At 70.4% G+C, this 24592-nt stretch carries 20 protein-coding genes, 2 pseudogenes and 1 riboswitch; of the genes and pseudogenes, 16 read left to right on the top strand and 6 right to left on the bottom strand.

What is annotated here, in order from left to right; genetic code table 11:
• Positions 1–18 precede the first annotated feature (18 nt).
• Genes BKA14_RS39610 through BKA14_RS39625 form a run of 4 tightly spaced genes read left to right on the top strand, consistent with a single transcriptional unit; the run spans position 19 to position 3381 of the window.
• Positions 19–855: an ABC transporter ATP-binding protein gene (locus BKA14_RS39610; RefSeq protein WP_184955837.1), complete on the top strand. Its 837-nt coding sequence runs from the start codon at positions 19–21 to the stop codon at positions 853–855.
• The gene (locus BKA14_RS39615; RefSeq protein ID WP_184955838.1) at positions 852–1643 is read left to right on the top strand and encodes an ABC transporter permease; all 792 of its coding nucleotides are present in this window, start codon (positions 852–854) and stop codon (positions 1641–1643) included. The genes BKA14_RS39610 and BKA14_RS39615 overlap by 4 nt, the downstream gene beginning before the upstream one ends.
• Entirely contained in the window at positions 1640–2767 is a 1128-nt protein-coding gene (locus BKA14_RS39620; RefSeq protein ID WP_239092672.1) for a sensor histidine kinase, read from the top strand. Before BKA14_RS39615 ends, BKA14_RS39620 begins: the two co-directional genes overlap by 4 nt.
• A complete protein-coding gene (locus BKA14_RS39625; protein WP_184955839.1) occupies positions 2764–3381 on the top strand; it encodes a response regulator in 618 nt (205 codons plus the stop codon). Before BKA14_RS39620 ends, BKA14_RS39625 begins: the two co-directional genes overlap by 4 nt.
• Before the next feature lie 207 nt (positions 3382–3588).
• Here the strand turns inward: BKA14_RS39625 and BKA14_RS39630 are convergent, their stop codons facing one another.
• Complete coding sequence (locus tag BKA14_RS39630; RefSeq protein ID WP_184955840.1) at positions 3589–3726, bottom strand: hypothetical protein; 138 nt, start codon at positions 3724–3726, stop codon at positions 3589–3591.
• A gap of 17 nt (positions 3727–3743) precedes the next feature.
• On the opposite strand from BKA14_RS39630, the gene BKA14_RS39635 reads away from it, so the two are divergent.
• The 6 genes from BKA14_RS39635 to BKA14_RS39660 all read left to right on the top strand — a co-directional run bounded on the left by BKA14_RS39635 (position 3744) and on the right by BKA14_RS39660 (position 11254).
• Complete coding sequence (locus BKA14_RS39635) at positions 3744–4652, top strand: FAD:protein FMN transferase (protein ID WP_184955841.1); 909 nt, start codon at positions 3744–3746, stop codon at positions 4650–4652.
• Positions 4649–5377 (top strand): ferric reductase-like transmembrane domain-containing protein, encoded by a 729-nt coding sequence (locus tag BKA14_RS39640; protein WP_184955842.1) that lies wholly within the window; start codon positions 4649–4651, stop codon positions 5375–5377. Before BKA14_RS39635 ends, BKA14_RS39640 begins: the two co-directional genes overlap by 4 nt.
• Positions 5374–6582, top strand: coding sequence for an NADH-ubiquinone oxidoreductase-F iron-sulfur binding region domain-containing protein (locus tag BKA14_RS39645; RefSeq protein ID WP_184955843.1), 1209 nt, complete (start codon positions 5374–5376; stop codon positions 6580–6582). The genes BKA14_RS39640 and BKA14_RS39645 overlap by 4 nt, the downstream gene beginning before the upstream one ends.
• A complete protein-coding gene (locus BKA14_RS39650) occupies positions 6579–6797 on the top strand; it encodes a ferredoxin (RefSeq protein ID WP_184955844.1) in 219 nt (72 codons plus the stop codon). Before BKA14_RS39645 ends, BKA14_RS39650 begins: the two co-directional genes overlap by 4 nt.
• A 44-nt stretch (positions 6798–6841) precedes the next feature.
• Positions 6842–8023 (top strand): hypothetical protein, encoded by a 1182-nt coding sequence (locus BKA14_RS39655; protein WP_184955845.1) that lies wholly within the window; start codon positions 6842–6844, stop codon positions 8021–8023.
• A gap of 214 nt (positions 8024–8237) precedes the next feature.
• Positions 8238–8317, top strand: a riboswitch (cyclic di-GMP riboswitch).
• A 90-nt stretch (positions 8318–8407) separates the two neighbouring features.
• Entirely contained in the window at positions 8408–11254 is a 2847-nt protein-coding gene (locus tag BKA14_RS39660; protein WP_184955846.1) for a Calx-beta domain-containing protein, read from the top strand.
• 59 nt (positions 11255–11313) lie between these two features.
• On the opposite strand, the gene BKA14_RS39665 is transcribed toward BKA14_RS39660, so the two are convergent.
• The 3 genes from BKA14_RS39665 to BKA14_RS39675 form a co-directional block, all read right to left on the bottom strand.
• Positions 11314–13269 carry an ABC transporter ATP-binding protein gene (locus tag BKA14_RS39665; protein WP_184955847.1) on the bottom strand — a complete coding sequence of 652 codons (1956 nt, stop codon included), beginning with the start codon at positions 13267–13269 and terminating at the stop codon, positions 11314–11316.
• Positions 13270–13333: 64 nt separating this feature from the next.
• Positions 13334–15070 carry an ABC transporter ATP-binding protein gene (locus BKA14_RS39670; protein ID WP_184955848.1) on the bottom strand — a complete coding sequence of 579 codons (1737 nt, stop codon included), beginning with the start codon at positions 15068–15070 and terminating at the stop codon, positions 13334–13336.
• Positions 15070–15663 carry a TetR/AcrR family transcriptional regulator gene (locus tag BKA14_RS39675; RefSeq protein ID WP_184955849.1) on the bottom strand — a complete coding sequence of 198 codons (594 nt, stop codon included), beginning with the start codon at positions 15661–15663 and terminating at the stop codon, positions 15070–15072. The genes BKA14_RS39670 and BKA14_RS39675 overlap by 1 nt, the downstream gene beginning before the upstream one ends.
• 139 nt (positions 15664–15802) lie before the next feature.
• On the opposite strand from BKA14_RS39675, the gene BKA14_RS39680 reads away from it, so the two are divergent.
• The 3 genes from BKA14_RS39680 to BKA14_RS39690 all read left to right on the top strand — a co-directional run bounded on the left by BKA14_RS39680 (position 15803) and on the right by BKA14_RS39690 (position 20648).
• Positions 15803–18013 (top strand): putative bifunctional diguanylate cyclase/phosphodiesterase, encoded by a 2211-nt coding sequence (locus BKA14_RS39680; protein WP_239092671.1) that lies wholly within the window; start codon positions 15803–15805, stop codon positions 18011–18013.
• 57 nt (positions 18014–18070) lie between these two features.
• A complete protein-coding gene (locus tag BKA14_RS39685) occupies positions 18071–19741 on the top strand; it encodes an alkaline phosphatase family protein (RefSeq protein WP_239092670.1) in 1671 nt (556 codons plus the stop codon).
• 178 nt (positions 19742–19919) lie between these two features.
• Positions 19920–20648, top strand: coding sequence for a discoidin domain-containing protein (locus tag BKA14_RS39690; protein WP_184955851.1), 729 nt, complete (start codon positions 19920–19922; stop codon positions 20646–20648).
• 56 nt (positions 20649–20704) lie between these two features.
• Here the strand turns inward: BKA14_RS39690 and BKA14_RS39695 are convergent, their stop codons facing one another.
• Positions 20705–21745: a hypothetical protein gene (locus tag BKA14_RS39695; protein WP_184955852.1), complete on the bottom strand. Its 1041-nt coding sequence runs from the start codon at positions 21743–21745 to the stop codon at positions 20705–20707.
• Positions 21746–21845: 100 nt separating this feature from the next.
• On the opposite strand from BKA14_RS39695, the gene BKA14_RS39700 reads away from it, so the two are divergent.
• From BKA14_RS39700 to BKA14_RS39710, 3 genes and pseudogenes are all read left to right on the top strand, one after another.
• On the top strand, positions 21846–22397 hold the full coding sequence (locus BKA14_RS39700; RefSeq protein ID WP_184955853.1) for a GNAT family N-acetyltransferase: 552 nt from the start codon (positions 21846–21848) through the stop codon (positions 22395–22397).
• A pseudogene (locus BKA14_RS39705) lies at positions 22387–22728 on the top strand (adenosylcobinamide amidohydrolase); the annotation flags it as partial. The gene BKA14_RS39700 and the pseudogene BKA14_RS39705, both read left to right, overlap by 11 nt.
• A 906-nt stretch (positions 22729–23634) precedes the next feature.
• Positions 23635–24018 (top strand): annotated as a pseudogene (locus tag BKA14_RS39710) (adenosylcobinamide amidohydrolase); the annotation flags it as partial.
• Here the strand turns inward: BKA14_RS39710 and BKA14_RS39715 are convergent.
• Positions 24005–24583, bottom strand: a complete 579-nt coding sequence (locus BKA14_RS39715) for a DUF1684 domain-containing protein (protein ID WP_184955854.1) — start codon at positions 24581–24583, stop codon at positions 24005–24007. The pseudogene BKA14_RS39710 and the gene BKA14_RS39715 overlap by 14 nt on opposite strands.
• Between the last annotated feature and the right edge of the window lie 9 nt (positions 24584–24592).

Below are 24592 nucleotides of genomic sequence, written 5' to 3' on the forward strand. Positions count from 1 at the left end.
ACCAGCAGGATCGATGGCATGACAGCCATTGAGGTGCGGGGCCTGCGCAAGGCCTACAAGGGCCACGAGGTGGTCCGCGGCGTCGATCTCGACGTGGCCCGGGGCGAGGTGTTCGCGCTGCTCGGGCCGAACGGGGCCGGCAAGACCACCACCACCGAGATCCTCGAGGGGCACCGCCGGCGGGACGACGGTGAGGTGCGGGTGCTCGGGGCCGACCCGGGGACGGCCGGCGCCGACTGGCGGGCCCGGATCGGCATCGTGCTGCAGGACACCGACGACGCCGCCGACCTGACGGTGACCGAGATGGTCAAGCACCTGGCCGGGTTCTATCCCGAGCCGCGACCGGTGGCCGAGGTGATCGGGCTGGTCGGGTTGCAGGAGAAGCGGAACAGCCGGATCCGTACGCTCTCCGGCGGGCAGCGCCGCCGGCTGGACGTCGCGCTCGGCATCGTGGGCCGGCCCGAGCTGCTCTTCCTCGACGAGCCGACCACCGGGTTCGACCCCGAGGCGCGCCACCTGTTCTGGGATCTGATCCGCGAGCTGGCCGCCGAAGGCACGACGATCCTGCTCACCACTCACTATCTGGAGGAGGCGGAGGCGCTGGCCGACCGGCTGGCCGTGTTGTCGGCGGGGCGGATCGTCGCCGAGGGCACCCCGGCCGGGCTGGGCGGGCGGGCGTCGGCCGGTTCGCGGGTGACCTGGCACGAGAACGGCGTGCAGCACAGCGAGCAGGTGACCGATCCGGCGCCGCTGCTGCGCAAGCTGCTCGCGGCCGACGTCGACCTGACCACGCTGACGGTCACCCGCCCCACGCTCGAGGACACCTACCTGAACCTGATCGGAGCGAACCGATGAGCACTCTCGCCCTGGGGGTCAGCCGCGGCCACGTCGAGCTGCTCCAGTTCTTCCGCGACCGCACGGCCATGGTCTTCACGTTCGCGTTCCCGGCGCTGCTGCTGCTCCTGTTCGGCACGATCTTCTCCGACTCGTACGACCAGCCGGGTGTGAGCGCCGCCCATGTCTTCTCGGCCAGCATGATCGCGTACGGGATCTTGACCACCGCCTTCGTCACCATGGGCTCGGGGCTGGCCATGGACCGCGACGACGGCACACTCAAGCGCCTGCACGGCACGCCGATCAGCGCCACCTCGTACGTCCTGGGAAAGCTGCTCCTGGTCCTGGCGCTGGCGGTGGCCGAGGCGGTGCTCATGATCGCGGTGGGCACGCTGGTCTTCGGCATGTCGCTGCCGGACGCGTCGCACTGGCTGACGTTCGCCTGGGTCTTCCTGCTCTCGGTGATCTCGTCGTCGCTGCTCGGCATGGCGGTCAGCGTGGTCGTCAAGCACGCCCGCACGGCCGGCGCCATCCTCAACGTGCCGGTGGTGGTGCTGCAGTTCATCTCGGGCGTGTTCATCTATCCGGTTGTCCAGCTGCCGTCCTGGCTGATCACGGTCGCCTCGTTCTTCCCGGTCAAGTGGATGGCTCAGGGCTTCCGGTACGTGTTCCTGCCCGACGGCATGCGGGTCAACGAGGCGGCCGGGCAGTGGGAGCTGGGTCGCATCGCCTTGGTGCTGGGCGCCTGGTGTGTGATCGGATTGGTCTTGTGCCTGCTGACCTTCCGGTGGAGCCGGTCCGACCGGTGAAGACCGAGGACCAGGTCCCGTACCCGCACCTGTGGGACCTCTATCTGGCCGTGATCGCGGCCGCCGCGGTCACCGTGGTCCTCGTCGTCGATCGCCCATGGCCCGCCAAGCTCGGCGCGGCCGGGGCGATCGGCGCGATGGCGTTGCTGCACGCCGTTTTCGGGCGTGACCTGATCCGGGCCGACCGGACGAGCAGCCGTCTGCTCGCCGCGCATCTGGTCCTGTTCGCCACCGCGGTCACGCTGGTGCCGGAGTCGAACTGGCTGCTCTTCGCCCTCATCCCGCTGATGTTTCAGCTGGCCGGGCTGCGCCAGGCGACCATCGCGGTGGTGCTGGCCAATGCGGCGCTGCCCGTCTCCGATCTGATCCTGCGGCCCGACACGTTCGGCTTGGACCTGGTCATCGCGGCCATCTCCTGCGCGACGGGCATCTGGCTCGGTTTCTGGATCATCCGGGTGATCGAGCAGAGCCAGGAACGGCACCGCCTCATCGTCGAGCTGGAGAACAGCCGGGCCGAGGTCGCGCGGTTGTCCCGCGAGGCCGGTGTCACGGCCGAGCGGTCCCGGCTCGCGGCCGAGATCCACGACACGCTGGCCCAGGGTTTCACCAGCATCATCACGCTCCTGCAGGCCGCCGACCCCGAACTCAAGGACGACAAGATCGCGCTCGCGGTGCGCACCGCCCGCGAGAATCTGGCCGAGTCGCGGTCGCTCGTGGCGGCGCTTTCCCCCGCGCCCCTGGCCTCGATCTCACTTCCTTCCGCCGTACGGCGTCAGGTCGAACGGTTCGCTGAGGAGTCCGGCGTCCGCGCCGGCTTGCGCGTCACCGGCGACGAACGGGATCTGCCCACGGCGGCCGAGGTGGTGCTGCTGCGGGCGGCGCAGGAGGCGTTGACCAACGTACGGCGGCACGCCTCGGCGCAGGAGGCCGCGGTGCTGCTCGCGTACACGCCTGCCGCGGTCCGCCTGGTCGTGCGGGACGACGGCTGCGGGTTCGTGCCCGGCGCGGCCGACGGCTACGGGCTGGCCGGCATGCGGGCGCGGGCCGAGCAGGTCAACGGGGCCGTCACCGTGCACAGCGACCCCGATACCGGCACGACGATCGAAGTGGAGGTGCCGGTGTGATCAGGATTCTGCTGGTGGACGACCATCCCGTCGTACGGCACGGGTTGCGCGGCATGCTCGAGGCCGAACCCGACCTGACCGTGATCGGCGAGGCGTCGTCGGGGGCCGAGGGGGTCGAGCAGGCGGTGACGCTGCGCCCCGACGTCGTGCTGATGGATCTGCGCATGCCGGGCGGCGACGGGGTGACGGCCACCGAACAGATCGTGGCCCGAGCTTCCGGCGTACGGGTCATGGTCCTGACCACGTACGAGTCGGACCGCGACATCCTGCGCGCGATCGAGGCCGGCGCCGGCGGCTACCTGCTCAAGGACGCGTCACCGACGGAACTGGCCGACGCCGTACGGGCCGCCGCCCGGGGCGAGACCGTGCTCGCCCCCAGCGTGGCGTCTTCACTGATCAAGAGCGTCCGCCGGCCCGCGCCACCGGCCCTGTCGGCGCGCGAGACCGAGGTGCTGCGGCTGGTGGCCCGCGGCCTGACGAACGCCGACATCGGCAAGCAGCTGTTCATCTCGGAGGCGACCGTCAAGACCCACCTGTTGCGCGCGTTCAACAAGCTCGACGTGGCCGACCGTACGGCCGCCGTCACCACGGCCATGGAGCACGGCCTGATCTGAGCCCGCGACTCTCACAGGAACCGCCAAGGCCGCCCACAGGGCAAGGCCAAGGGGAACGCGCACCGTAGTTGAGGTGTCCACCAGCAGGGGACCACAACGAACGGAGGCACGGATGGAACGGGAGTCCGGCCGGCGCAGTGCCGTGCTGCTCACCGGCGTCTTGGTGGTGGCCGGTGTGGCCGGGACCGCCGCCGTGGCCGCGGCCGCCTACGCGTCCTCGTCGGTCACCACGACCGACGAGTCGGCCAGTTCGTCATCGTCATCTTCCTCGTCGTCGTCCTCGTCGGCCGACGACTGGCCCGCGCTGTCCGACGACAGCTCCTCGTCCGGCGGGCAGTCCGCCACCTCCGGGGGTTCGTGACATGCCGCTCATCGAGGCGCTGCCGGTCGGGGCCGGCACGGCACAGTGGAACGTCTGGGGCACCGTGGCCCGGGTGGTCGTCACCGACCCCGCGCTCGTTCCCGACGCGGAAGGCCTGGTCCGCGACGAGCTGGCCGCCGTCGACGGAGCCTGCAGCCGGTTCCGCGACGACGCCGAGCTGCGGCGGGCCTGCACCGGCGGGCCCGTCACGGTCAGCCCGCTGCTGGCCGAACTGGTCGCCGCGGCGCTCACCGCGGCCCGCGACACCGGCGGCGACGTCGACCCGACCGTGGGCGGGGCCCTGTGCGGGCTCGGCTACGACCGGGACTTCGCGGTGCTGACCGGGTGCGAGGTGGCGCCCGCGGTCCGCATCTTCACTGCCCCCGACTGGCGGTCGGTGCGGTTGCGCGGCCGCCAACTGACCGTGCCCGCCGGGGTGCTGCTCGACCTGGGGGCCACGGCCAAGGCGGTCGCCGCCGATCGGGCCGCGGCCCGGGTCGCGGCCCACCTGGGCACCGGCGTGCTGGTCGCGCTGGGCGGCGACATCGCGACCGCCGGGCCCGGGCCGGCCGGTGGCTGGCGGGTGCTGGTGCAGGACCGGCCGGGCGACCCCGCCTGCACCGTCCGGCTCCCGGCGGGCGCGGCGCTGGCCACGTCGAGCACGGCGTCCCGCACGTGGGGGCGGCCCGGCGAATTGCTGCACCACATCATCGACCCGCGCACCGGCCGGCCCGCCGCGCGAGTGTGGCGTACGGTTTCGGTCGCCGCCTTCTCCTGCCTGCGCGCCAACACCCTGAGCACGGCGGCGGTTGTGCGCGGCCACGACGCTCCCGCACTTCTCGGCGGCGCGCCCAGCCGGCTGGTCACCCCCGGCCTCGACGTGTTGCGGCTCGGCGGGTGGCCGGCATGAGCGACGGCCTCTGGTATTTCGCGCGCGGCAGCGGCGTCGTTTCGCTGGTGCTGCTGAGCGTCGTGGTGGCGCTGGGCATCGGCGCCCGCAGCGGCCGTACGGCGTTCGGCCTGCCCCGGTTCGCGGTGAACCTGCTGCACCGCAACGCCGCCCTGCTGGCCGTGGTGTTCGTGGCCGGGCACGTCATCGGCCTGCTCTTCGACCCGTACGCGCAATTGCGGGTCTTCGACCTGGTGCTGCCGTTAGTGGGCAACTATCGCCCGCTCTGGCAGGGGCTGGGCACGCTGGCCTTCGACCTGCTGCTGGCCATCGCGATCACGAGCCTGCTGCGCCGGCGACTCGGGGCCCGGGTGTGGCGGGTCGTGCACTGGCTGGCCTACCTGTGCTGGCCCGTGGCGCTGATGCACGGCCTCGGCACCGGCTCCGACAACGGCACGGTCTGGCTCCGGACGATCGCGGCCTTGTGCACGCTGCTCGTCGTGGCCGCCGTCGCCTGGCGCCTGACTCCGTCCTTCACCCGTTTCCCCGACCGCGTTCGGCGGCGCCTCAACCCTCGCCTCTTGCCCATCCCGGCCCCGCCCGGCCCCTCGCTCTCGGCCCGGCCCACCACCCCGGCGGCGGCTCGGCCCGGCACGCCGCCGTCGGCTCGGCCCGGCACCCCGACGGCGGCCCGGCCCACCACCCCGCCGCCGGCTCGGCCCGGCCCGTACGAGGAGGTTCGATGACCAGCGTCGCGGAGGCGCCGCCCGGCAGTTCGGTGCGGCTCAGGCTGCTCGCCGACCCGGCCGGGACCCGGCTCGACACCCACCTGACCCAGCACGGCCGCCTCCCCGCGGCCGACCCCGCCCAGGTGATCGGCATGGCCCGCGACGCCGGGCTGACCGGCCGCGGCGGCGCCGGTTTCCCGTTGTGGCGCAAGCTCGGCGCGGTGACGGCGACCCGCCGCCCGGCCGTGGTGATCGCCAACGGCGCCGAGGGCGAGCCGGCCAGCGGCAAGGACAAGGTGCTGCTCGCCTACGCGCCGAATCTCGTTCTGGACGGCCTCCAACTGGTCGCCACCGGCGCGCCGGATGCTGTTCTGTACGCGCCCGGCGCGGCCCACCCGGCGCTGGCCCGCCTGCTCGACCAGCGTCGGTCGGCCGGTCTCGACCGGGTGCCGGTCCGGCTGGTCGCGGCGCCCGACGCGTTCGTGGCGGGGGAGGAGAGCGCGGTGGCTTCGGCCGTCGCGGGCGGGGGCGCAGTGCCGGCCGACAAGCTGGTGCGGATCACCGAGGCGGGAACGCTGGTCCAGAACGTCGAAACGCTCGCGCATCTGGCGATGATCGCGCGTTACGGGCCCGGGTGGTTCCGGGCGGCCGGCACGTACGACGAGCCGGGCACGTTCCTGGCCACCGTCAGTGGTCCGGTCGTGTCACCCGGCGTGGTCGAGGCCGGCTACGGCGTGACGCTGGGTGAGCTGATCGCAGCGGCGGGCGGTGTGACGCGGGAGCTGAGCGCGGTGCTCGTGGGCGGCTATCACGGCGCCTGGGTGCCGGCCGACCCGCGCCTGCCGGTCAGCCGCGCGGCTCTCACCCCGTACGGGGGAAGCCCCGGCGCCGGCGTGATCATGGCCCTGCCGGTGGGCGCGTGCGGGCTCGTCGAGACAGCCCGGATCGCTGGTTACCTGGCCGAGCAGAGCGCCGGGCAGTGCGGCCCGTGCGTCAACGGGTTGCCGCGGCTCGCGAGCACGCTCGCCGATCTGGCTCACCGCCGCGCCCGTCCGGGGTTGCCGGCCGAGGTCGAGCGGCTGGCCCGGCTGGTCACGGGGCGCGGCGCCTGCCGCCACCCGGACGGCACGGCCCGCTTGATCCACAGCGCGATGCGCGCCTTCCATGCGGACGTCATCGCGCATCTGAACGGACACTGCGTGGCCGAGGGAAGTCACCGATGAGCAACCGGTTGCACGTCGACTGGACCGCCTGTGACGGGCGGGGTCTCTGCGCCGAGTTACTGCCCGAGATGCTCACCGAGGACGACTGGGGCTACCCCGTCGCGCGCGACGACATGACGGTGCCGCCGGCCCTGGAGCCGGCGGCCCGTCAAGCCGTGAACCGATGCCCGGCCCTGGCGTTGCGCCTGGTCGGTGCAGATCGCCGCGACGCGTAAGTGAAGACGCATCCCCGTTTGATCACGCCGTTTAAGCTCGTGCGGTGCTGAGGGTGGTGCGGCTGGTGCTGGCGGTGGCGATCACCGCCGCCGCCGCCCTGGGCGTGGCCCGCCTGACCACCCCGGCCGACGGCGGCATCACCCGCCAACTGGCCTTCCTGCGCAGCGAGCTGGAGTCCGGCGCGGCCGAGGACGCGCAACAGCAGTTCCCCGAGGGCTATTTCTTCCTGTACGCCCTGTACGGCCTCACCGCGGTCGACGCCTCGCGCCTCGAGGACGCCCGCTGGGCGCTGACCCACCTCGAGTCCGACGCGGGCCGGGCCCCGTTCACCGGCGACATGCCCCTGAAGTACGGCGTCTTCTACCGCGGCTGGGTCAACTGGCTGCGCGGCGGCATCGCGGCCCTGTCACGCGACCCCGGCGAGCTGCGCCAGTTCGAGCAGGACTCGGCCGAGATCGCCGCCGCCTTCGACGCGTCCCCCACGCCCTACCTGACCTCCTACCCGGGCCAGGCGTGGCCGGTCGACTCGACGGTGGCGATGGCGTCGCTGCGCCTGCACGACAAAGTGCTGACCCCCAAGTACGAGGAGACGACGATCGTCTGGCTGGCCAACGTCCGGGCCGGCCTCGACCCCGCCACCCAGCTGATCCCGCACACGGTCGACGCCGACACGGGCGAGCCGACCTCCGGGGCCCAGGGCACGTCGCAGAGCATCATCAACCGCTTCCTGCCCGAGATCGACGCCGACTTCGCCACACAGCAATACACCAGATTCCGTACGTGGTTCCTCGACGCCCCGTTGGGTCTCGGCCCCGCCGTACGGGAATATCCGGTCGGTTTCGACGGCCCGGCCAACGTCGACTCGGGCCCGCTCGTCCTGGGCATCAGCCTCTCCGCCACGGCCGTCACCATCGGCGCCGCCCGCGTCCACGGCGATGCTTCCCTGGCCACGAGCCTGTCTCAGTTCGGCGAGGTGGCCGGCTGGCCGCTCGCCACCCCGTGGACCAAGCGGTACGCCTTCGGCCTGGCCCCGATCGGCGACGCGTTCCTGGCCTGGTCCAAGTCAGCCCGGCTGTGGGTGGCCGCTCCGCCCGCGGAATTGCCGTCCCGCTACATCTCCGTGTGGTGGCGCCTGCCGCTGCTCACGCTGTTCCTGGCTGTGGGCGCTGCACCCTGGCTGCTGCGGGCCGCCGTCCGCCGCCGGCGAGCCGGTTCCTCGGCCTGACCAGACCGGTCTGCTCGGCGGCGTCCAGCTAGCCGAATGCATGCTGCTGCGCCCCTCGGCGAAGAGCGTTTGGCCGATTTAAGCCGAAAAAACCGTTCCGCCGGTAACGAGGCGATAGGCCGGTTAGATTACGGAAGGCGAGAAGCCGGATCTTTCTCGGTTTTCGCTGCTCGGCCGGCCCAAGCCGGTTCCCCGAGCCCCGCCATCGGTGCGGTACCCGAACAGGCAAACCCGCCGTGAGGCGGAGACGCAAAGCCAGGGGCCTCCCCCGACGGAGGCAGCCCAGCCGCCGAAGGAGAACAGAAGGACATGGCCTATTCAGAAGCCCATGCGGCGACGAGCGGCTCCGTTCCGTTCGCGCTGTTTGGCAAAAAGCCCGTGCGGATGGTGCTTTCTGCCGCCGTCGCAGCTGCCATCGGCGTTGCGCCCGCACTCGTCTACAGCTCGCCGGCCTCGGCCGTTGCGGGCGACCTCACCTTCACCGTCGCGAACTCGAGCGCGGCTGAGAAGGGGACTATCACGATCAACTGGAGCTACAAGGGGGACGGCGGGGACAGCTACACGCTCGCCGGCGCACCCGTGGGTCCGGGCGGGGCCGTGCAGGGCGTGGGCAAGGACTACACCTTCAGCCTCACTCCCGGTGCCACCGCGCTGACCAGCCTCGCCGACGGATCGAGCACCCCGATCACGGGAACGATCGTTGTCAGCGCCCTGGAGGACACGGTCTACGAAGGCGATGAGGGTTTCACCATCACCGCTGACGACGGAGCCGGTGACACCGAGCAGGCCAGTCTGACGATCACCGACGGCGCTGCGCCGGCTTTCGACCTGACCAGCCTGGCTTCGACGACGCCGGCTCAGGAGACCGCGGCCGGAGCCACTGCGGCCAAGGCCGCTGTCACCGCAACGCTGCCCGGGGGCTGGAAGACCGAGAAGGCCTATACGGTCAACCTGACCACCCTTGAGGGCACCGCGAAGGCCGCGACCGACTTCACGGCACTGGCCAACACGGCTCTCACCATTCCGATCGGCGAAACGACAAAGAGCGCCGATGTGACGATCACGAGCGACGGGCTCAAGGACAGTGCGCTCGTCGAGCAGTTCACCGTGCTCGGCACCGGTCCCGCCAACAATGTTCTGCCGAAGCAGGTCAATGTTCAGATCAAGGACGACGCCAAGGACGCGGTCGACCCGGTTCTGAGCATCGCCAAGGCCGCTGACGCCAAGGAAGGCACGAACGCCAGCTTCAAGGTCACCGCGGACCACGGCTCGGACACCGAGATCAAGGCCCAGTGGTCGTCGCTGGCCACGACGCCGATGACCGGTCACGGCACCGCGACGGCCGGCACGGACTTCGATTACGACGCCGACGCGACCAAGCGGGTCGTCACCATTCCCGCGGCCACGGCGCCCAACCCGGCGGCCGGTACCGTCACCTCGAACATCGTGATCCCGCTCAAGAAGGACGACGTCTACGAGCAGCCCGAGGACTTCACCATCGGGCTGGGCAGCCCGACCGGTGCCACGGTCGGCACCCCGGCGTCCGCGATGGGCACGATCCTCGACGAGAAGGACCTGACCACGGGCGTCACGCCGGTCAGCATCGACGAGGGCAACAACGGCCACAAGCCGGCGACTTTCACCGCGACGCTGAGCCAGGCCGCTTCCAGCCCGGTCACCGTGACCTGGAAGACGGTAACCGGCACCGCGACGCCCAACGTCGACTACATGCCGACGAGCGGCACGGTCACCTTCCCGGCCGGTTCCACGAAGCAGACGTTCACCGTCGACATCAACGGTGACCTGATGGACGAGACGGACGAGAACTTCAGCATCGCCACCACGTCCGACTTCGTCGGTTACAGCCCCTCGACGGCCCTGATCACGATCAAGGACGACGACGCCGCGCCGACGTTCAAGTTCGACAACGTGACCATCGACGAGGGGAACATGCCGCACGCGGTCCTGCTCCCGGTCAAGCTGAGCAACCCCAGCTCTCAGCCGATCAAGTTCGGGATCACCGACGCCACCGACCCCACTCAGCCGGGTGCGGCCTCGGACACTCTCGACCTGACCAAGATCGGTACGGGCGACTACAGCCTGCTGACCAAGGGCGCCGACTCGGTGACCATCCAGGCCGGTGAGACCGAGGGTTACGTCGTCGTTCTGGTCAGCGGCGACAAGATCCACGAGAAGGCGGAGTGGGCGAAGTTCACCGCCACCCCGTCGGCCGGGACAAGTGCCAACCTCGCCGTGGGCGCTGCGGCGACGACCTCGACGTTCACCCTGTCGAACGATGACAAGGCGCCGGACCTCGAGATCAACAACGTGACCGGCAAGGAAGGCGAGACGGTCCAGGTGACCGGTGTCGTCACCGGCTGGGCCGACGCCGACGTCAAGCTGACCGTCGTCTTCGCCGGCGGCGCGTCGGACGGCAAGCGGGCCGCCGGTGCGGACGACTTCACCAACCCGGGTGCCACCCCGTGGACCATCACCAAGGGCACGGTCGAGGGCACGGTCATCGACGTGGCCAAGATTCCGCTGCTCGTGACCAAGGACTCCGAGCCGGCCGAGACCATTCGGGTCACCGGTTACGGTGAGGGCAACGTCGGCACCGTGACCGAGGGCGTCATCACGATCGCGGCCCACGGCACCGCGCCGGAGGAGCCGGGCGAGGAAGAGCCCGGTGAGGCTCCGAAGCCGACCATCATGGCCAAGCCCATGAAGGTCGTCGGCCCGGGCAAGGTCGAGGTCGAGGGCAAGGTGGCCCCCGGCAAGCAGGTCCAGCTGTGGAGCGCGACCGTCGGTGGCGGGGCCCTGAAGTGGGTCAAGAACGTGACCGCTGACGACGAGGGCTACTACTGGTTCGAGCAGAACATCACCTGGGGCACGCGCTTCGCGACGCTCTCGCAGGGCGTCAAGTCCAACGAGATCGCCGTGTGGGTGCAGCAGGACCCGGTGTTCGTGGTCTCCACCTCGACCAAGGGCCAGCTGAACCTGGGCGTCAAGGGCATGCCGTGGGCTGCCGGCCAGACCGCCGCGGTTCAGCAGTGGGTGAACGGTGACTGGGTGACCAAGTGGAGCGGCAAGACCGGCGCCGACGGCGTCTGGCGCGGCTCGCCCAAGTTCAAGTCGGGCACCTCGGTCGTCCTGCGGGCCTGGGTGGGCGGCGAGCCCGGCAAGGGCACCCTGCCGGCCTTCACCGACCAGATTCGCAGCACCGTCAAGTAAGTAGAGGAACGAAGACGGGGGCGGCCATTCGGCCGCCCCCGTCGCCTTTGTCCGTAACCTCAGTCGACCTCGGCTACCGCCTGGGCGAACTGTGCCGAGTACAACCGCGCGTAGGCCCCGCGGGCCGCGATCAGCGAGTCGTGCGTGCCCTGTTCGACGATCTGGCCGTTCTCCATCACCAGGATCACGTCGGCGTCGCGGATCGTCGACAGGCGGTGGGCGATGACGAACGATGTCCGGTTTTCGCGCAGGGTGGCCATGGCCCGTTGGATCAGCACCTCCGTACGGGTGTCGACGGAGCTGGTGGCCTCGTCGAGGATCAGGATCGACGGCTCGGCCAGGAACGCCCGGGCGATGGTGATCAGCTGTTTCTGGCCCGCGCTGACGTTCGAGCCTTCCTCGTCGATCACCGTCTCGTAGCCGTCGGGCAGGGTCCGGCAGAACGCGTCCACGTGGGCCGCTTCGGCTGCTGCCTGCACCGCGGCCATGTCGAACGTGTCGGCTCCGTACGCGATGTTCTCCGCGATCGTGCCGCCGAACAGCCACGTGTCCTGCAGCACCATGCCGATTTCTTCGCGCAGTTGTTCGCGCGGCATGGTGGCGATGTCGACCCCGTCGAGCAGGATCCGCCCGGAGTCGACGTCGTAGAAGCGCATCAGCAGGTTGACCAGCGTGGTCTTGCCCGCCCCGGTCGGCCCGACGATGGCCACGGTCTGCCCCGGCGAAACGGACAGATTCAGCGAAGAAATAAGTGGTTTGTCCGGAACGTAACGGAACGATACGTCGTCGAAGACGATCTCACCCCGTACGGAAGGCAAAGCGACAGCACCCGGCTCGGGCGACTGCTCGGGCGCGTCGAGCAGGGCGAACACCCGCTCGGCGGAGGCGACACCCGACTGGATCAGGTTGGCCATCGAGGCGACCTGGGTCAGCGGCTGGCTGAACTGCCGGGAGTACTGGATGAAGGCCTGCACCTCGCCCAGCGACAGCGATCCCGAGGCCACCCGCAGACCACCGACGACGGCCACCAGCACGTAGTTCAGGTTGCTGATGAACATCATGGCCGGCTGGATCAGCCCGCTGATGAACTGCGCGCGGAACGACGACGCGTACAGCTTGTCGTTGTGCTCTTGGAACACGGCCGCGGCCTCGTCCTGCCGGCCGAACACCTTGACCAGCGAGTGCCCGGTGAACATCTCCTCGATGTGCCCGTTGAGCCGGCCCGTGGTGGCCCATTGCGCCACGAAGTTGGGCTGCGAGCGCTTGCCGACGGCAGTGGTCACGAAGAACGACACCGGCACGGTGACCAGCGCGATCAGGGCGAGCAGGGGAGAGATCCAGAACATCGCCCCGAGCACCCCCACGATCATCAGCAGCGACGTGATGAGCTGCGCGAACGTCTGTTGCAGGGTTTGCGCGATGTTGTCGGTGTCGTTGGTGGCCCGGCTCAGCACCTCGCCGCGGGGTTGCTGGTCGAAGTACGACAGGGGCAGCCGGGACAGTTTCGCCTCGACCTCCTGCCGCAGGTGGTAGACCGCCCGCTGCACCACAGTCGCGGTGATCCGGCCCTGCAGGATGCCGAACAGCCAGGCGAACACGTAGACGATCGCGACCCAGGCCAGCACGCGGGCCAGCGCGTCGAAGTCGATGCCCCGGCCGGGGGTGAAGTCGAGCGCCGAGAGCAGGTCGGCCTGGGTGCCCTCGCCCCGGGCGCGCAAGCCCGCGACCACATCGGCTTTGGTCTCGGAAGGGGAGAACATCTGCCCGATGACGCCGCGGAAGATCACGTCGGTGGCGTGGCCGAGCAGGTAGGGGCCGATCACGGACAGGGCCACGCTGACCGCGCCGGCCAGCATCACGAAGCCGACCAGCACCCGCTGCGGTTTGAGCCGCCGCAGCAGCCGCAGGGTCGAACCCTTGAAGTCCTGCAGTTTCTCGGTCGGGGCGGGCCCGGCCATCATCCGTACGGCGGGCGGCCCGCCCACGGGCGGTCCGGGACGACGCGGCGCGGTCATAACTGAACCTCCTGGGCATGCCCTCCTGGCCCTACGGCCGCTGCGCTTACTCCGGTGCAGTCGGTCATGCCGTGGCCTCCTGGGCGGTGAGCTGCGAAAGAACGATCTCCCGGTACGTCGCGTTGGTGTCCATGAGCTCCGTATGCGTGCCGGTGCCAGCGACCCGGCCGTCGTCGAGCACCACGATCCGGTCGGCGTCGCGGATCGTGCTCACCCGCTGGGCCACGATCACCACGGTGGCGTCGGCGATGTGGTCGGTGAGGGCGGCCCGCAGCGCGGCGTCGGTGGCGTAGTCGAGCGCCGAGAACGAGTCGTCGAACAGGTAGATCTCGGGTTTGTGCACGAGCACCCGGGCGATCGCGAGCCGCTGCCGCTGGCCGCCCGAGACGTTCGTGCCGCCCTGGGCGATCGGCGCCTCGAGGCCGCCCTCCATGCGCTCGACGAAGTCGCGGGCCTGGGCGACCTCGAGGGCCTGCCACAGCTCGTCGTCGGTCGCGTCGGGGTTGCCGTACCGCAGATTGGAAGCGATCGTGCCGGTGAACAGGTACGGCCGCTGCGGCACCAGCCCGACCAGCCGGGAGAGCAGGGCCGGGTCGAGTTCGCGCACGTCGACGCCGTCCACCAGCACCTGGCCGCCGGTGGCGTCGAACAGCCGCGGCACCAGGTTGAGCAGCGTGGTCTTGCCGCTGCCGGTGCTGCCGATGATGGCGGTGACCTCACGCGGCCGGGCCGTCACGTCGATCCCGCACAGGACCGGCTGTTCCGCTCCGGGGTAGTGGAAGTCGACCCCGCGCAGGTCGAGCCGGCCGTGCTGGGTCACCTCGGTCACCGGCCGGGCCGGCGGGGCGACGCTGGGCTCCGTGCCGAGCACCTCCTCGATGCGTTCGGCGCAGACCTCGGCCCGCGGGATCATCACGAACATGAAGGTCGCCATCATGATCGCCATGAGGATCTGCATGAGGTAGCTGAGGAACGCGGTGAGCGCGCCGATCTGCATCGCGCCGGAGTCGATGCGGTGGCCGCCGAACCAGAGCACGGCGACGCTGGACAAGTTCACGATCAGCATCACGCTCGGGAACATCAGCGCCATCAGCTTGCCGACCCGGAGCGACACGTCCGTCAGCTCGTCGTTCGAGACCTCGTAACGCTGCTGCTCGCGCTCGTCGCGGACGAACGCGCGGATCACCCGGATGCCGGTGATCTGCTCGCGCATGACCTGGTTGACCCGGTCGATGCGCTTCTGCATCGAGCGGAACAGCGGCCGCATCCGCACGATGATCAGGGCCACCGTGGTGACCAGGATCGGGATGATGACCAGCAGGAGGCCGGAGAGCGGCACGTCCTGCCGCAGGGCCAGCACGATGCCGCCGACGCACATGATCGGCGCCGAGACCATCAGGGTGAAGGTCATCAGCACGAGCATCTGGATCTGCTGCACGTCGTTGGTGGTGCGGGTGATCAGCGAGGGGGCGCCGAACTGGCCCACCTCGCGGGCCGAGAAGTCCTGCACCCGCGAGAAGATCGAGGCCCGCACGTCCCGCCCGACCGCCATGGCCGTACGGGCGCCGAAATAGACCGCGACGATCTGGGCGGCGATCTGGCCCACGGTCACGGCGAGCATCCAGCCGCCGATCTCCATGACGTAACCGGTGTCACCCTTGACCACGCCGTTGTCGATGATGTCGGCGTTGAGCGTGGGCAGGTAGAGCGTGGCCAGGGTCTGCAGGAACTGGAAGAGCACGACGAGCGTGATGTCTCGCCGGTACGGCGGTAGGTGTTTCCTGAGTAGTTGGATGAGCACTAGTGCGTCCCCCGTCGGATGAGCAGTCCGTCGAGCAGCAGGGAAACCGTCTCCTCGCCGCTGAAGTTGTCCGGGTCGCCGAACGGCCCGTACGTGTTGGCCCCGCAGAAGAGCAGCAGCAGGGAGGCCACCGCGGCGGGCGAGCGCCGCAGCTCCTCCGCTCCCGGCGTGACGACCTCGGTCAGCGCGGTGTGCAGCCGCTCCCGGTTCGCCACCATGTGGGCCGGCGCGTCGCCGGTCATCACCAGCTTGCGCGCGGCCGTCATGATCTGCGCGTTCTCCGAGAACCGGGCGTGCAGCAGTTCGGCCGCCAGCACGAGCCGGTCGCGCAAGGGGGCCGACCGGTCGATCGCGGCCAGCGCGTCGATGGTCGGCTGGGCGTCGAGCGCCTTGATCACCGAGCACACGACCAGCGACGTCTTCGTCTCGAAGACCCCGAAGATCGTGCCCTCGGCGACGCCCGCGGCCTGGGCTATCTGCCGGGTGCTGACGTCGACCCCGTGCTCGTGCAGCAACGGGATGGTCGCGGCGATCAGGGCCTCGCGCCGCTCCTCGGGCGCGAGCGCGGGCACCCGCCTTCGCTTGTTCTCCACGTTCGCCCACTCTAATGAGCGAGCACTCACTCAGCCACTGACATTTGTCATGGGCCGGAAAGAGCGGCCCCGAAAGAGTGCGGTTTGGCTCAGGTCGCCGACCGGTGAGCCGATCGTGGCGCCCGTGCGGAAAGCCGAGATGGACGATCACACAGCCGAGTACTGGGCGCGTCAGCTGCGCATCGGTGCCGGTATCGCGGCCGTGGTCACCGCGATCGGTGGGGCCCGGATCGCGATGGGCTGGGACCCGCTGGACCGGTGGTGGCTGATCCCGGTCACGCTGGCCGTGCTGGCCCAGCTGGCGCTGTTCTCGCTGCCGTGGAAGCGCCTGGTGCGGTCCGGGCGCACCAAGCGCTGGCTGGTGGCCTGGTGGTTCGGCGAGCTGCCGGTGATGCTGCTGTTCGGCTGGGTCGACCCGGACGGCTGGATGCTCTACCTGCCGGCCGCGGTGCTGCTGCTGATCACGGCGGCCGCCCTGTGGACCCCCCGCTTCGTCATCGGCCTCGGCGTGATGGCGATCGGTGGTTACGCCGTCCTGCTGCCGGTCCGCGCGGGCACCGACCTCGGCACCACCTTCGTGCTGGTCGCCATGATGGCCTGCGTGGTCGGGCTGACCGCGATCTACGCGAAGAGCCGGCGCTGGCTGGACGACCGCCGGCAGGCCACCGAGCGCCGGGCCGAGACGATGCTGGCCGCCTCGGCCGACGCGGTGATCGCGATCGGTCCGGACAAACTCATCCGGTACGCCACCGATTCGGTCAGCCAGTTGCTCGGCCTGGCGCCGCGGGATCTGGTCGGTCAGCGCCTGAGCACGTTGCTGCCCCCGGACCGGCTGGAATCGGCCGAGGCCTTCTTCGGCAACCTGATCGCGCTGCCCGAAGGGCAGAGCCTGCGGGCCGAGTCGCAGCTGCACAACGCGGCCGGCGAGTGGGTCTACCTCGACGTGCTGGCCACCAACTGGATGGACGACCCGGACATCGAGGCCGTGGTGGTGAGCCTGCGGGACATCGGCACCCGGCGCGCCCTCGAGGACAAACTGCACCTGCAGGCGTACACGGACTCGCTGACCGGCATGCCCAACCGCGCGCTGTTCCGGCGGCGCCTGGAGGAGGCCGTGTCGGCCCCCGATGGCCAGCCGGTCACCGTGCTGCTGCTCGACCTCGACGACTTCAAGCTGGTCAACGACAACCTCGGGCACAGCGCGGGCGACGACCTGCTGTCGACGATCGCCGGTCGGCTGCGCCGGCACGTACGCCCCTCCGACGTGCTGGCCCGCCTGGGCGGCGACGAGTTCGCGATCCTCATGCACGACCTGGAACCGGGCGACGCCGCCGCGCTCGCCGAACGGCTGGCCCGCACCATCCGCGAGCCGATCCGCCTGGCCAGCCGCGACGTCGCCTGCTCGCTGAGCATCGGGATCGCCACCTCGACCGCGTACGGGGAGAACGGCTCCTCGGCCGACCACCTGCTGGGCAACGCCGACCTGGCCATGTACGCGGCCAAGCGGGCCGGCCGCAACGGCTACGCGATCTTCGACCCGACGATGACGATGTCGGTGCTCGAGGAGGCGCAGCTGCGCAGCGACCTGGAGCACGGCCTGGAGCACGACGAGTTCGTGGTGCTCTACCAGCCGGTGGTCGACATGCAGACCCAGCGCGTCACCTCGGTCGAGGCGCTGGTGCGCTGGGAGCACCCCCGCGACGGCCTGCTCGGCCCGTACCACTTCATCGCCGCCGCCGAGGCCAACGGCCTGATCGTGCCGCTGGGCCGGTGGGTGCTGCGGGAGGCCTGCGCGCAACTGGCCCGCTGGCGCGCCGAGTCCCCGGCCGCGGCCGACCTGAAGATCAACGTCAACCTCTCGGCCCGTCAGTTCCAGTACGCGGGCCTGGTCGACGACGTCGCCGCCGCGCTCACCGACGCCGGGGTCGAAGCCGCGTCGCTCACCCTGGAGATCACCGAATCGATGCTGATGGAGGACATCGAGACCGCCAAGCGCACCCTGCACGCGCTGCGCGAGCTGGGCGTACGGCTGGCCATCGACGACTTCGGCACCGGCTACTCGTCGCTCAGCTACCTCAAGCAGCTCCCGGTCGACGTGATCAAGATCGACAAGACGTTCGTCGACGACGTGCACATCGACGACGACGACGTGGCCCTGGTCGACGCCGTGGCCGGCCTCGGGCAGGCGCTCAAGATGCAGACCGTGGCCGAGGGCATCGAGACCGACGAGCAGTGGGCGACGCTGCGCAGCATCGGCATCGACCACGGGCAGGGCTACCTGTTCGGCAAGCCCGCGGCCCCGGCCGACATCAATGCCCTGCTGAACGGGGTGAGCGCCATCTCGGCGTGAGGCTGAACCGTGGACCCTCACACAGCGTGTACCTGATGGCAGGTGTGTAATCCAGCGGTGAGGAAACCCCCAGTGTCGGTCAGCAAGCACGTACGCCGGATCGGCGGCGCGGTGGTCACCACCCTCGCCGCACTGCTCGTCTTCCTCGCGCTGGTGCTGCCCGACCAGATCACCCGGCTCCCACCCGGCAACTTCTGGGGCACGGCGCTGGTCCGGGTGCCGATCGAGGGCCTGCTCGTGGTGGCGTTGCTGCTCGCGCTGCCGGCCCGGGCCCGCCGCGTCACCGCCACCGCGTTCGGTGTGCTGCTCGGCGTGCTGACCGTGCTGAAGCTCATCGACATCGCGTTCTTCGCCGTGCTGGCCCGCGCGTTCGACCCCGTGCTGGACTGGATGCTGTTCAAGGACGGCTTCAACTTCCTCACCGACTCGGTGGGCCGGGGCGGCGCCATCGGGGTGGCCGCGGGCGGCGTCCTGCTGGCCGCGCTGACGTTGGTCGCGACGACCTTTTCCGTACGCCGTCTGGCCCGGTTGCTGCCCGCGCATCCGCGCCTGGTCCGCGGCGGCGTGGTCACCCTCTCGGCGGCCTGGGTCACGCTCGCCGTGCTGAGCTTCCAGCTCGTCGGCGGCATCCCGGTGGCCAGCCAGGCCGCGGCCGATCTGGCCCGCGACACGGTGCTGGCGGTCCCGCAGGACATCCAGGACCGCAAGGACTTCGCGCGCGAGGTGCAGGCCGACGAGTTCAAGAACATGCCGCAGGACCAGCTGCTGAGCGCGCTGCGGGGCAAGGACGTGATCATCGGGTTCGTCGAGAGCTACGGCCGCGACGCCGTCGAGAACCCCGCCTTCAACGCACCCGTGGCCGACCAGTTGCGTACGGGGCAGCAGGAACTCGCGGCCAAGGGCTTCCACGGCCGCAGCGGCTACCTGACCTCGCCCACGTTCGGCGGCGGCAGCTGGCTCGCCCACTCGACGTTCCTGTCCGGTCTCTGGGTCGACAACCAGAACCGTTACCGCAACCTGGTCGCCACCGATCGGCTCACGCTCACCTCGGCCTTCGGCAAAGCCGGCTTCCGTACGGTCGGGTTCGAGCCCGGCGTCACCTTCGCCTGGCCCGAGGGGCAGTTCTACGGCTACCAGCAGATCTACGACTCGCACACGCTCGGCTACCACGGCCCGATGCTGAGCTGGTCGACCATGCCCGACCAGTACGTGATGAAGAAGGTCCACGACTACGAGTTCGCCAAGGCCAAGCGTCCGCCGCTGCTGGCCGAGGTGACGCTGACCTCCAGCCACACCCCGTGGACGCCGGTGCCCGAGATGCTGCCGTGGGAGCAGATCGGCGACGGCTCGGTCTACGGCCCGGTCGTGGCGGCCGCCGAGAGCCCGCAGAAGCTGTTCGCCGACGGCAAGAAGGTCAAGCAGGCGTACGCCCGGTCGATCGCCTACTCCCTGGACAGCCTCATCTCGTACGTCCGGGACTTCGGCGACGACAACCTGGTGCTCGTGCTGCTGGGCGACCACCAGCCGGCCTCGGTCGTGGTCGGCACCAACTCGACCAAGGACGTGCCGATCTCGATCGTCGCCAAGGACCCGAGGGTGCTCGACCGGATCGGCTCCTGGGGCTGGACCGACGGGCTGACTCCCGCGCCCGACGCGCCACTGTGGCCGATGAACGAGTTCCGCGACAAGTTCCTCACCGCGTACAGCCCGCAGGGCGAACCGCATTGATCGGTTTCTTGACAGCAAATCGACACGGATCTACTCGCGCGTAACTGACGTTCCGTAACCATCATCCGCTTAGATACCCGTCGGAGGCCGCGAGGGGGCGGCCCTCGAGGGTAAGCGGGGAACTGAAGTGGAAGAGCCGAGGCGACAGTCCCGTGCGGACAGTCTGAGGCTGACCAGGATGCCTGACGTGCGGCCGCGTGGGGGCGCGGCGCCGCCGTCCGCGACCGCGCCGCCGGAGCCGCCGCCGGCCCGGCGCCGGTCGCGTAAGGCCTGGTGGACCGTGATCGGGCTGATCACCGCGGTGCTGCTGGCGGGTGGTCTGCACGTGGCCTATCGCGCGACGACCGAGAAGGCCGTGCCCGCACCCAGCGTGCCGTCGCTGGCCGTGCCGGCCGCCACGGTCGTCGCGTCCGAGGCGGTGCTGCCGCCGTCGGAGCCACCGAGCCGAGCCGTGGCGGCGCCCGTCACGAGCGTGCCCAGGGTGTCACCCAAAGTGACAACGGCGGCTGAGCCGAACCCGTCCGGTGCCAACCTTGCGCTGACCGGTCTCGTGTCCGCCAGCAGCATCGAGGCCCCGCACTTCGCGGCGGCCGAGGCCGCCGACGGTGACCCGGCGTCGCGCTGGTCGAGCGGCTTCGCCCAACCGCAGTGGCTACGGGTCGACCTGCGCGAGCGCCGCAGGCTGACCGAGGTCACGCTGGTCTGGGAGCACGCGCACGCGACCGCCTACCGGGTCGAGGTCTCGCTCGACGGCAAGACCTGGAAGCGGATCTTCGCGACGACCGCCGGCGCGGGCGGCACGGTCACCGTCGACGCGGGCGGGACGGTGGCGCGGTTCGTGCGGATGTACGGCACCAAGCGGTCCAACCAGTACGGCTTCTCGCTGTGGGAGCTGGAAATACGGTGAAATGAGGTGCTCCCCGCAGGGAGCCTGCGGGGAGCACCTTGACGGACGACTGGGACCTAGTCGACCGTCGGAGGAAGGTTCCGGGCCGCCTTCAGCGCGGCGGCGGCGCTGGAGTACGGGTTGTAGCTGTACGCACGATCGAGTGAACCGGGCACCTTGTAGTACGAGGCAACCAGCTTCGCCGGATCAGTTGCGATCTCTCCTCGTGCCGGAACGTCGTTCCCGTCGTCCCAGCCCCACGGCGCGTTGGCCGAGTTCGTACCGCAACTCCACGTGCCCTGCCCGCACCCGCCCGACGTGTCACCGGCGAAGGTGCCCAGGTTGGCGAACAGGTTCGTGTTGTTGCGTTGCGCCCACAAGCCGCCGCTCGCGAAGACGTCGATCAGCTCGTACCTCACGTCGCGGTCGTTCGAGCTGCCCGGCGCCTCCGACGTGCTCGCCGTCGGGTAGTAGACGACCCCGTCGCCGTCGATGTCGTACTGCGGCCACGCCTTGAGCCCGTGCCCGCCCCGCTCCTGGGCCGTCACCGGGTGCTGGAACGAGTCGTGCGGCGACGCCTTGAACTGCAGCGTGCCGTCGATCGTCTCGCTGCCGTTGGTCCAGTCGCTGCCGGCCGGGATGTAGGAGTAGAAGTCGCTGTGGGCCACCGTGACGGCGGCCTTGAGGGTGCCGTACGTGGAGCCGTCCTTCTGCACGACCTCGAGCACGCCCTCGCCGTCGTTCTCGTGCTCGGTCTCGAAGAACGGGTGGTCGATCCAGTCGCGCGGGTGGAAGAAGAAGTATGTGAGGTAGTAGTGGGTGCCGGTCTCGAGCACTGAGTAATAGACCGCGGCCGAAGTGTTCGACCCCGCGTTGTCCCAGTCGTCCCGTCCGTTCAGGTTGCCGTCGAAGTCGTACCGGGTAATGAAGTCGCTTTTTCCGCCCAGCGCGTGGGTGCCGGTCGAGTCCACGTCCTGGTAGTGGATCGGCGCCCAGCGCAGCGCGAGCTCGGCCCGGCTGGGCGCGGCCTGCGCGGGCGTCGTGGCGACGACCGCCGTGGAGCCCGCCGCCACGAGCGCGCCGGCCAGGCCGAGCGCGATCCTGCGAACCATCACCATGTGCCCTCCTCGTCAAGCATTGATGATCGTAAATCTAAGCGGGCCCGGTGGACATGGGGAGACCAGAAAATGGCGGGCCGGCTACGGCTACGCTGTGGCCGTGTTCAAGGTCGATCTGGGTAAGGGCGCCGAGCTCCGGCAGTTGGTTCCGTGGCAGGCCGAGGAATTCCTGGCCCACATCGAGCGGGCGCGGGCCACCGTCGACCCGTGGATCCCGTGGGCCAGCCGCAGCACCGACCTGGCCTCGGCCCGGCAGACCCTGCAGCGCTACGCCGACCTGGAATCGCGCGGCGAAGGCCGGATCCTCGGCATCTGGCTCGACGGCGTGCTCGTCGGCGGCGTCATGATGTTCGACTACGACGACGCCTCCGGGGTCTGCGAGATCGGCTGCTGGCTCGAACCCGCAGGCACCGGCCGCGGCCTGATCACCCAGTCGGCCGCCCTGCTGATCGAATGGCTGATCCGCGACCGCGGCATCTACCGAGTCGAGTGGCACTGCCGCCCCGACAACGTGGCCAGCTCCAACGTGGCCCGCCGCCTGGGCCTCAAACACGAGGCCACCCTGCGCGGCAACTTCGTCTGGAAGGGCGTCCGCTACGACACGGAGATCTGGGCCGTCCTAGCCCCCGAATGGCCCGAAAGTGCTCCCTGACCCCTTACTGACCACCCGCCACGAAAACGGCCACGACACCCCGCTCCTGGTGTGGCGGCTGTCTTCCCCCGTACGGGCAATCTCGTCCGCAGTCCTGGGCGGCGGCCTCGGCCGGTGCCAGTGGCTGATCAACGCCACAGTCCCCATGTCCTACGACCGCGACGACCCGGCCGACCACCTGACCGCCATGGCCGCCGCCCTCAATCTGCAGGGCCCCGGCGTGGGCCTGCTGACCGGCGTCGACGTGGCCGACGTGGTCAAGACCTCGGACGGGGGAGTGCAACTGTGGGCCACGGTCGGCTTGGGCACCCCCATCCAGGCCGCCTTTCCGGCCCCGGTCTCCACGCCCACACCTGCGTCGCCTACCTTCGCCGCCGCCGCCCCTGGCCCTGCGCCAGCTAGTTCCGGGCCCTCTGCTTCTGACGCGCCGGCCTTTGCGCCGCCTTCTTCTGCTGCCGTTATCGCGGCGTCTGCTGCAGACCCGTCTGCCTCTGCGCCACCTCGTTCCGGGCCGGCCCTAGTCGCGCCGGCTGCCCCGCCTTCTTCTGCGCCTGCCCCCGCGGCGTCTGCCTCTGTGCCACCCCGTTCCGGACCCGCCCCGGTCGTGCCTGCTTCTGAAGCGCCTTCCTCTGCGCTACCCCGATCCCTGCCGTCCCCGGTCGCGTCTGCTTCTGAGGCGCCTGCCCTTGCGCCACCCCCTTTGGCGCTCGCCCCGGCCGCGCCTGGTCCCGACGCGCCCGTCGCTGGGCCCACCTTTTCCGTGCCTGGCTCTTCCGTGCCTGGCTCTTCCGTGCCTGGCTCTTCCGTGCCTGGCTCTTCCGTGCCTGGCTCTTCCGTGCCTGGCTCTTCCGTGCCTGGCCTTCCCCCGCCGGGCCTTTCCCCGCCCGTCTCTGCGCCGCCCTTTTCCGCCGGGCTTGCTTCTGCGCCAGTTGCCCGTGCCTCATCAGCTGGGTCTTCCCCTGCTCACCTTTCCGGCATTTCGCATTCGTCCGGTAAGCAGGGCGGTGGAGAGGGCACGCGGCGGCGTGGCGGTGGCGAGGGGGAGGCGTGGCAGGTCGAGGGCACGCGGCGGCGTGGCGGTGGCGAGGGTGAGCCGCGGCAGGCCGAGGGTGAGCGGCGGCGTGGCGGTGGCGAGGGGGAGCCGTGGCGGGTCGAGGGTGAGCGGCGGCGTGGCGGTGGCGAGGGGGAGCAGTATCGGGGCGGCGGCGAAGATGAGCACCGGCGTTCAGGCGAGCGGCCGCGCGGCGGTGCCATGGATGAGCGGCGGCGAGGCGGTGAGCAGCCGCAAAGCGAGGGCGAGGGCGAGGGTGAGCGGAGCCCAGAGGTGGGGACCGTCAACATCGTGGCCTGGGTGCCCGTGCGGCTCAGTGATGGTGCTCTGGTCAATGCTGTGGCCACCGTGACCGAGGCCAAGACGCAGGCGATTCGGGCGCTTGGGCTGGAGGCGACCGGGACGGCCACCGACGCTGTCTGCGTGCTTTGCCCGCTGGACGGGCCGGTGGCCGACTACGGCGGGCCGCGGTCGACCTGGGGTGCGCGGCTGGCCCGGGCCGCCTATGCGGCGGTGTTCGCGGGGGGAGCGGGCACCCAGGCGTGGTCCGACCGGGTCAGTGGTAGGTGAGTTCGCCGGCCTCGATCGCGCCGGCCACGGTATTCTCCGGCGGGGCCAGCGGGCACAGGTAGGCGTCGTTGTAGGCGCACGACGGGTTGTAGAGGTAGTTGAAGTCGAGCCGCACCCGGGAGCCGCCCAGGGGCTGCAGACCCCGGCCGTGGGTGCCCTTGACCGTGTCGGTCAGGTAGCGGCCGCCGCCGTAGGAGGTTTTGCCGCTGGTGGCGTCGCGTACGGGGAGGAACAGGCCGCCGCCGTAGGCTTCGATCCACCAGAGGGAGAGTTCCCCGTACGGGGTCTCGATGATGCCCACGCGGTTGTAGTGGACGACGCCGTCGGGGCCGCCCGTGTCGATGTCGATCTCGCCGTCGGCCGGGCGCACGTCGGCCTCGATGACGGCGTTCTCGTTGGCCGGGTGGTAGCGCAGGCCGGTGAACGAGGACGGCTCGGCGATGGCCGACTGCGGGTGGGTGGCGAACAGTTTGTCGCGCTCGGCCCGGAACTCGGCCAGACCGGTGCCGGCCAGATACATCCGGGCTGTGGCCGCGCGGAAGTCGGTCAGATCGAGAGCGTCCATGCCCCCCAC

Source organism: Paractinoplanes abujensis (assembly GCF_014204895.1).
Classification (GTDB): Bacteria; Actinomycetota; Actinomycetes; order Mycobacteriales; family Micromonosporaceae; genus Actinoplanes; species Actinoplanes abujensis.

Bases quoted from the DNA above. Each gene is read 5' to 3' on its own strand.
- BKA14_RS39610 (WP_184955837.1), top strand. From the start codon at position 19: ATGACAGCCATTGAGGTGCGGGGCCTGCGCAAGGCCTACAAGGGCCAC.
- BKA14_RS39680 (WP_239092671.1), top strand. From the start codon at position 15,803: ATGGACGATCACACAGCCGAGTACTGGGCGCGTCAGCTGCGCATCGGT.
- BKA14_RS39650 (WP_184955844.1), top strand. From the start codon at position 6,579: ATGAGCAACCGGTTGCACGTCGACTGGACCGCCTGTGACGGGCGGGGT.
- BKA14_RS39615 (WP_184955838.1), top strand. From the start codon at position 852: ATGAGCACTCTCGCCCTGGGGGTCAGCCGCGGCCACGTCGAGCTGCTC.
- BKA14_RS39715 (WP_184955854.1), bottom strand. From the start codon at position 24,583: ATGGACGCTCTCGATCTGACCGACTTCCGCGCGGCCACAGCCCGGATG.
- BKA14_RS39690 (WP_184955851.1), top strand. From the start codon at position 19,920: ATGCCTGACGTGCGGCCGCGTGGGGGCGCGGCGCCGCCGTCCGCGACC.
- BKA14_RS39645 (WP_184955843.1), top strand. From the start codon at position 5,374: ATGACCAGCGTCGCGGAGGCGCCGCCCGGCAGTTCGGTGCGGCTCAGG.
- BKA14_RS39665 (WP_184955847.1), bottom strand. From the start codon at position 13,269: ATGACCGCGCCGCGTCGTCCCGGACCGCCCGTGGGCGGGCCGCCCGCC.
- BKA14_RS39695 (WP_184955852.1), bottom strand. From the start codon at position 21,745: ATGGTGATGGTTCGCAGGATCGCGCTCGGCCTGGCCGGCGCGCTCGTG.
- BKA14_RS39635 (WP_184955841.1), top strand. From the start codon at position 3,744: ATGCCGCTCATCGAGGCGCTGCCGGTCGGGGCCGGCACGGCACAGTGG.
- BKA14_RS39660 (WP_184955846.1), top strand. From the start codon at position 8,408: ATGGTGCTTTCTGCCGCCGTCGCAGCTGCCATCGGCGTTGCGCCCGCA.
- BKA14_RS39640 (WP_184955842.1), top strand. From the start codon at position 4,649: ATGAGCGACGGCCTCTGGTATTTCGCGCGCGGCAGCGGCGTCGTTTCG.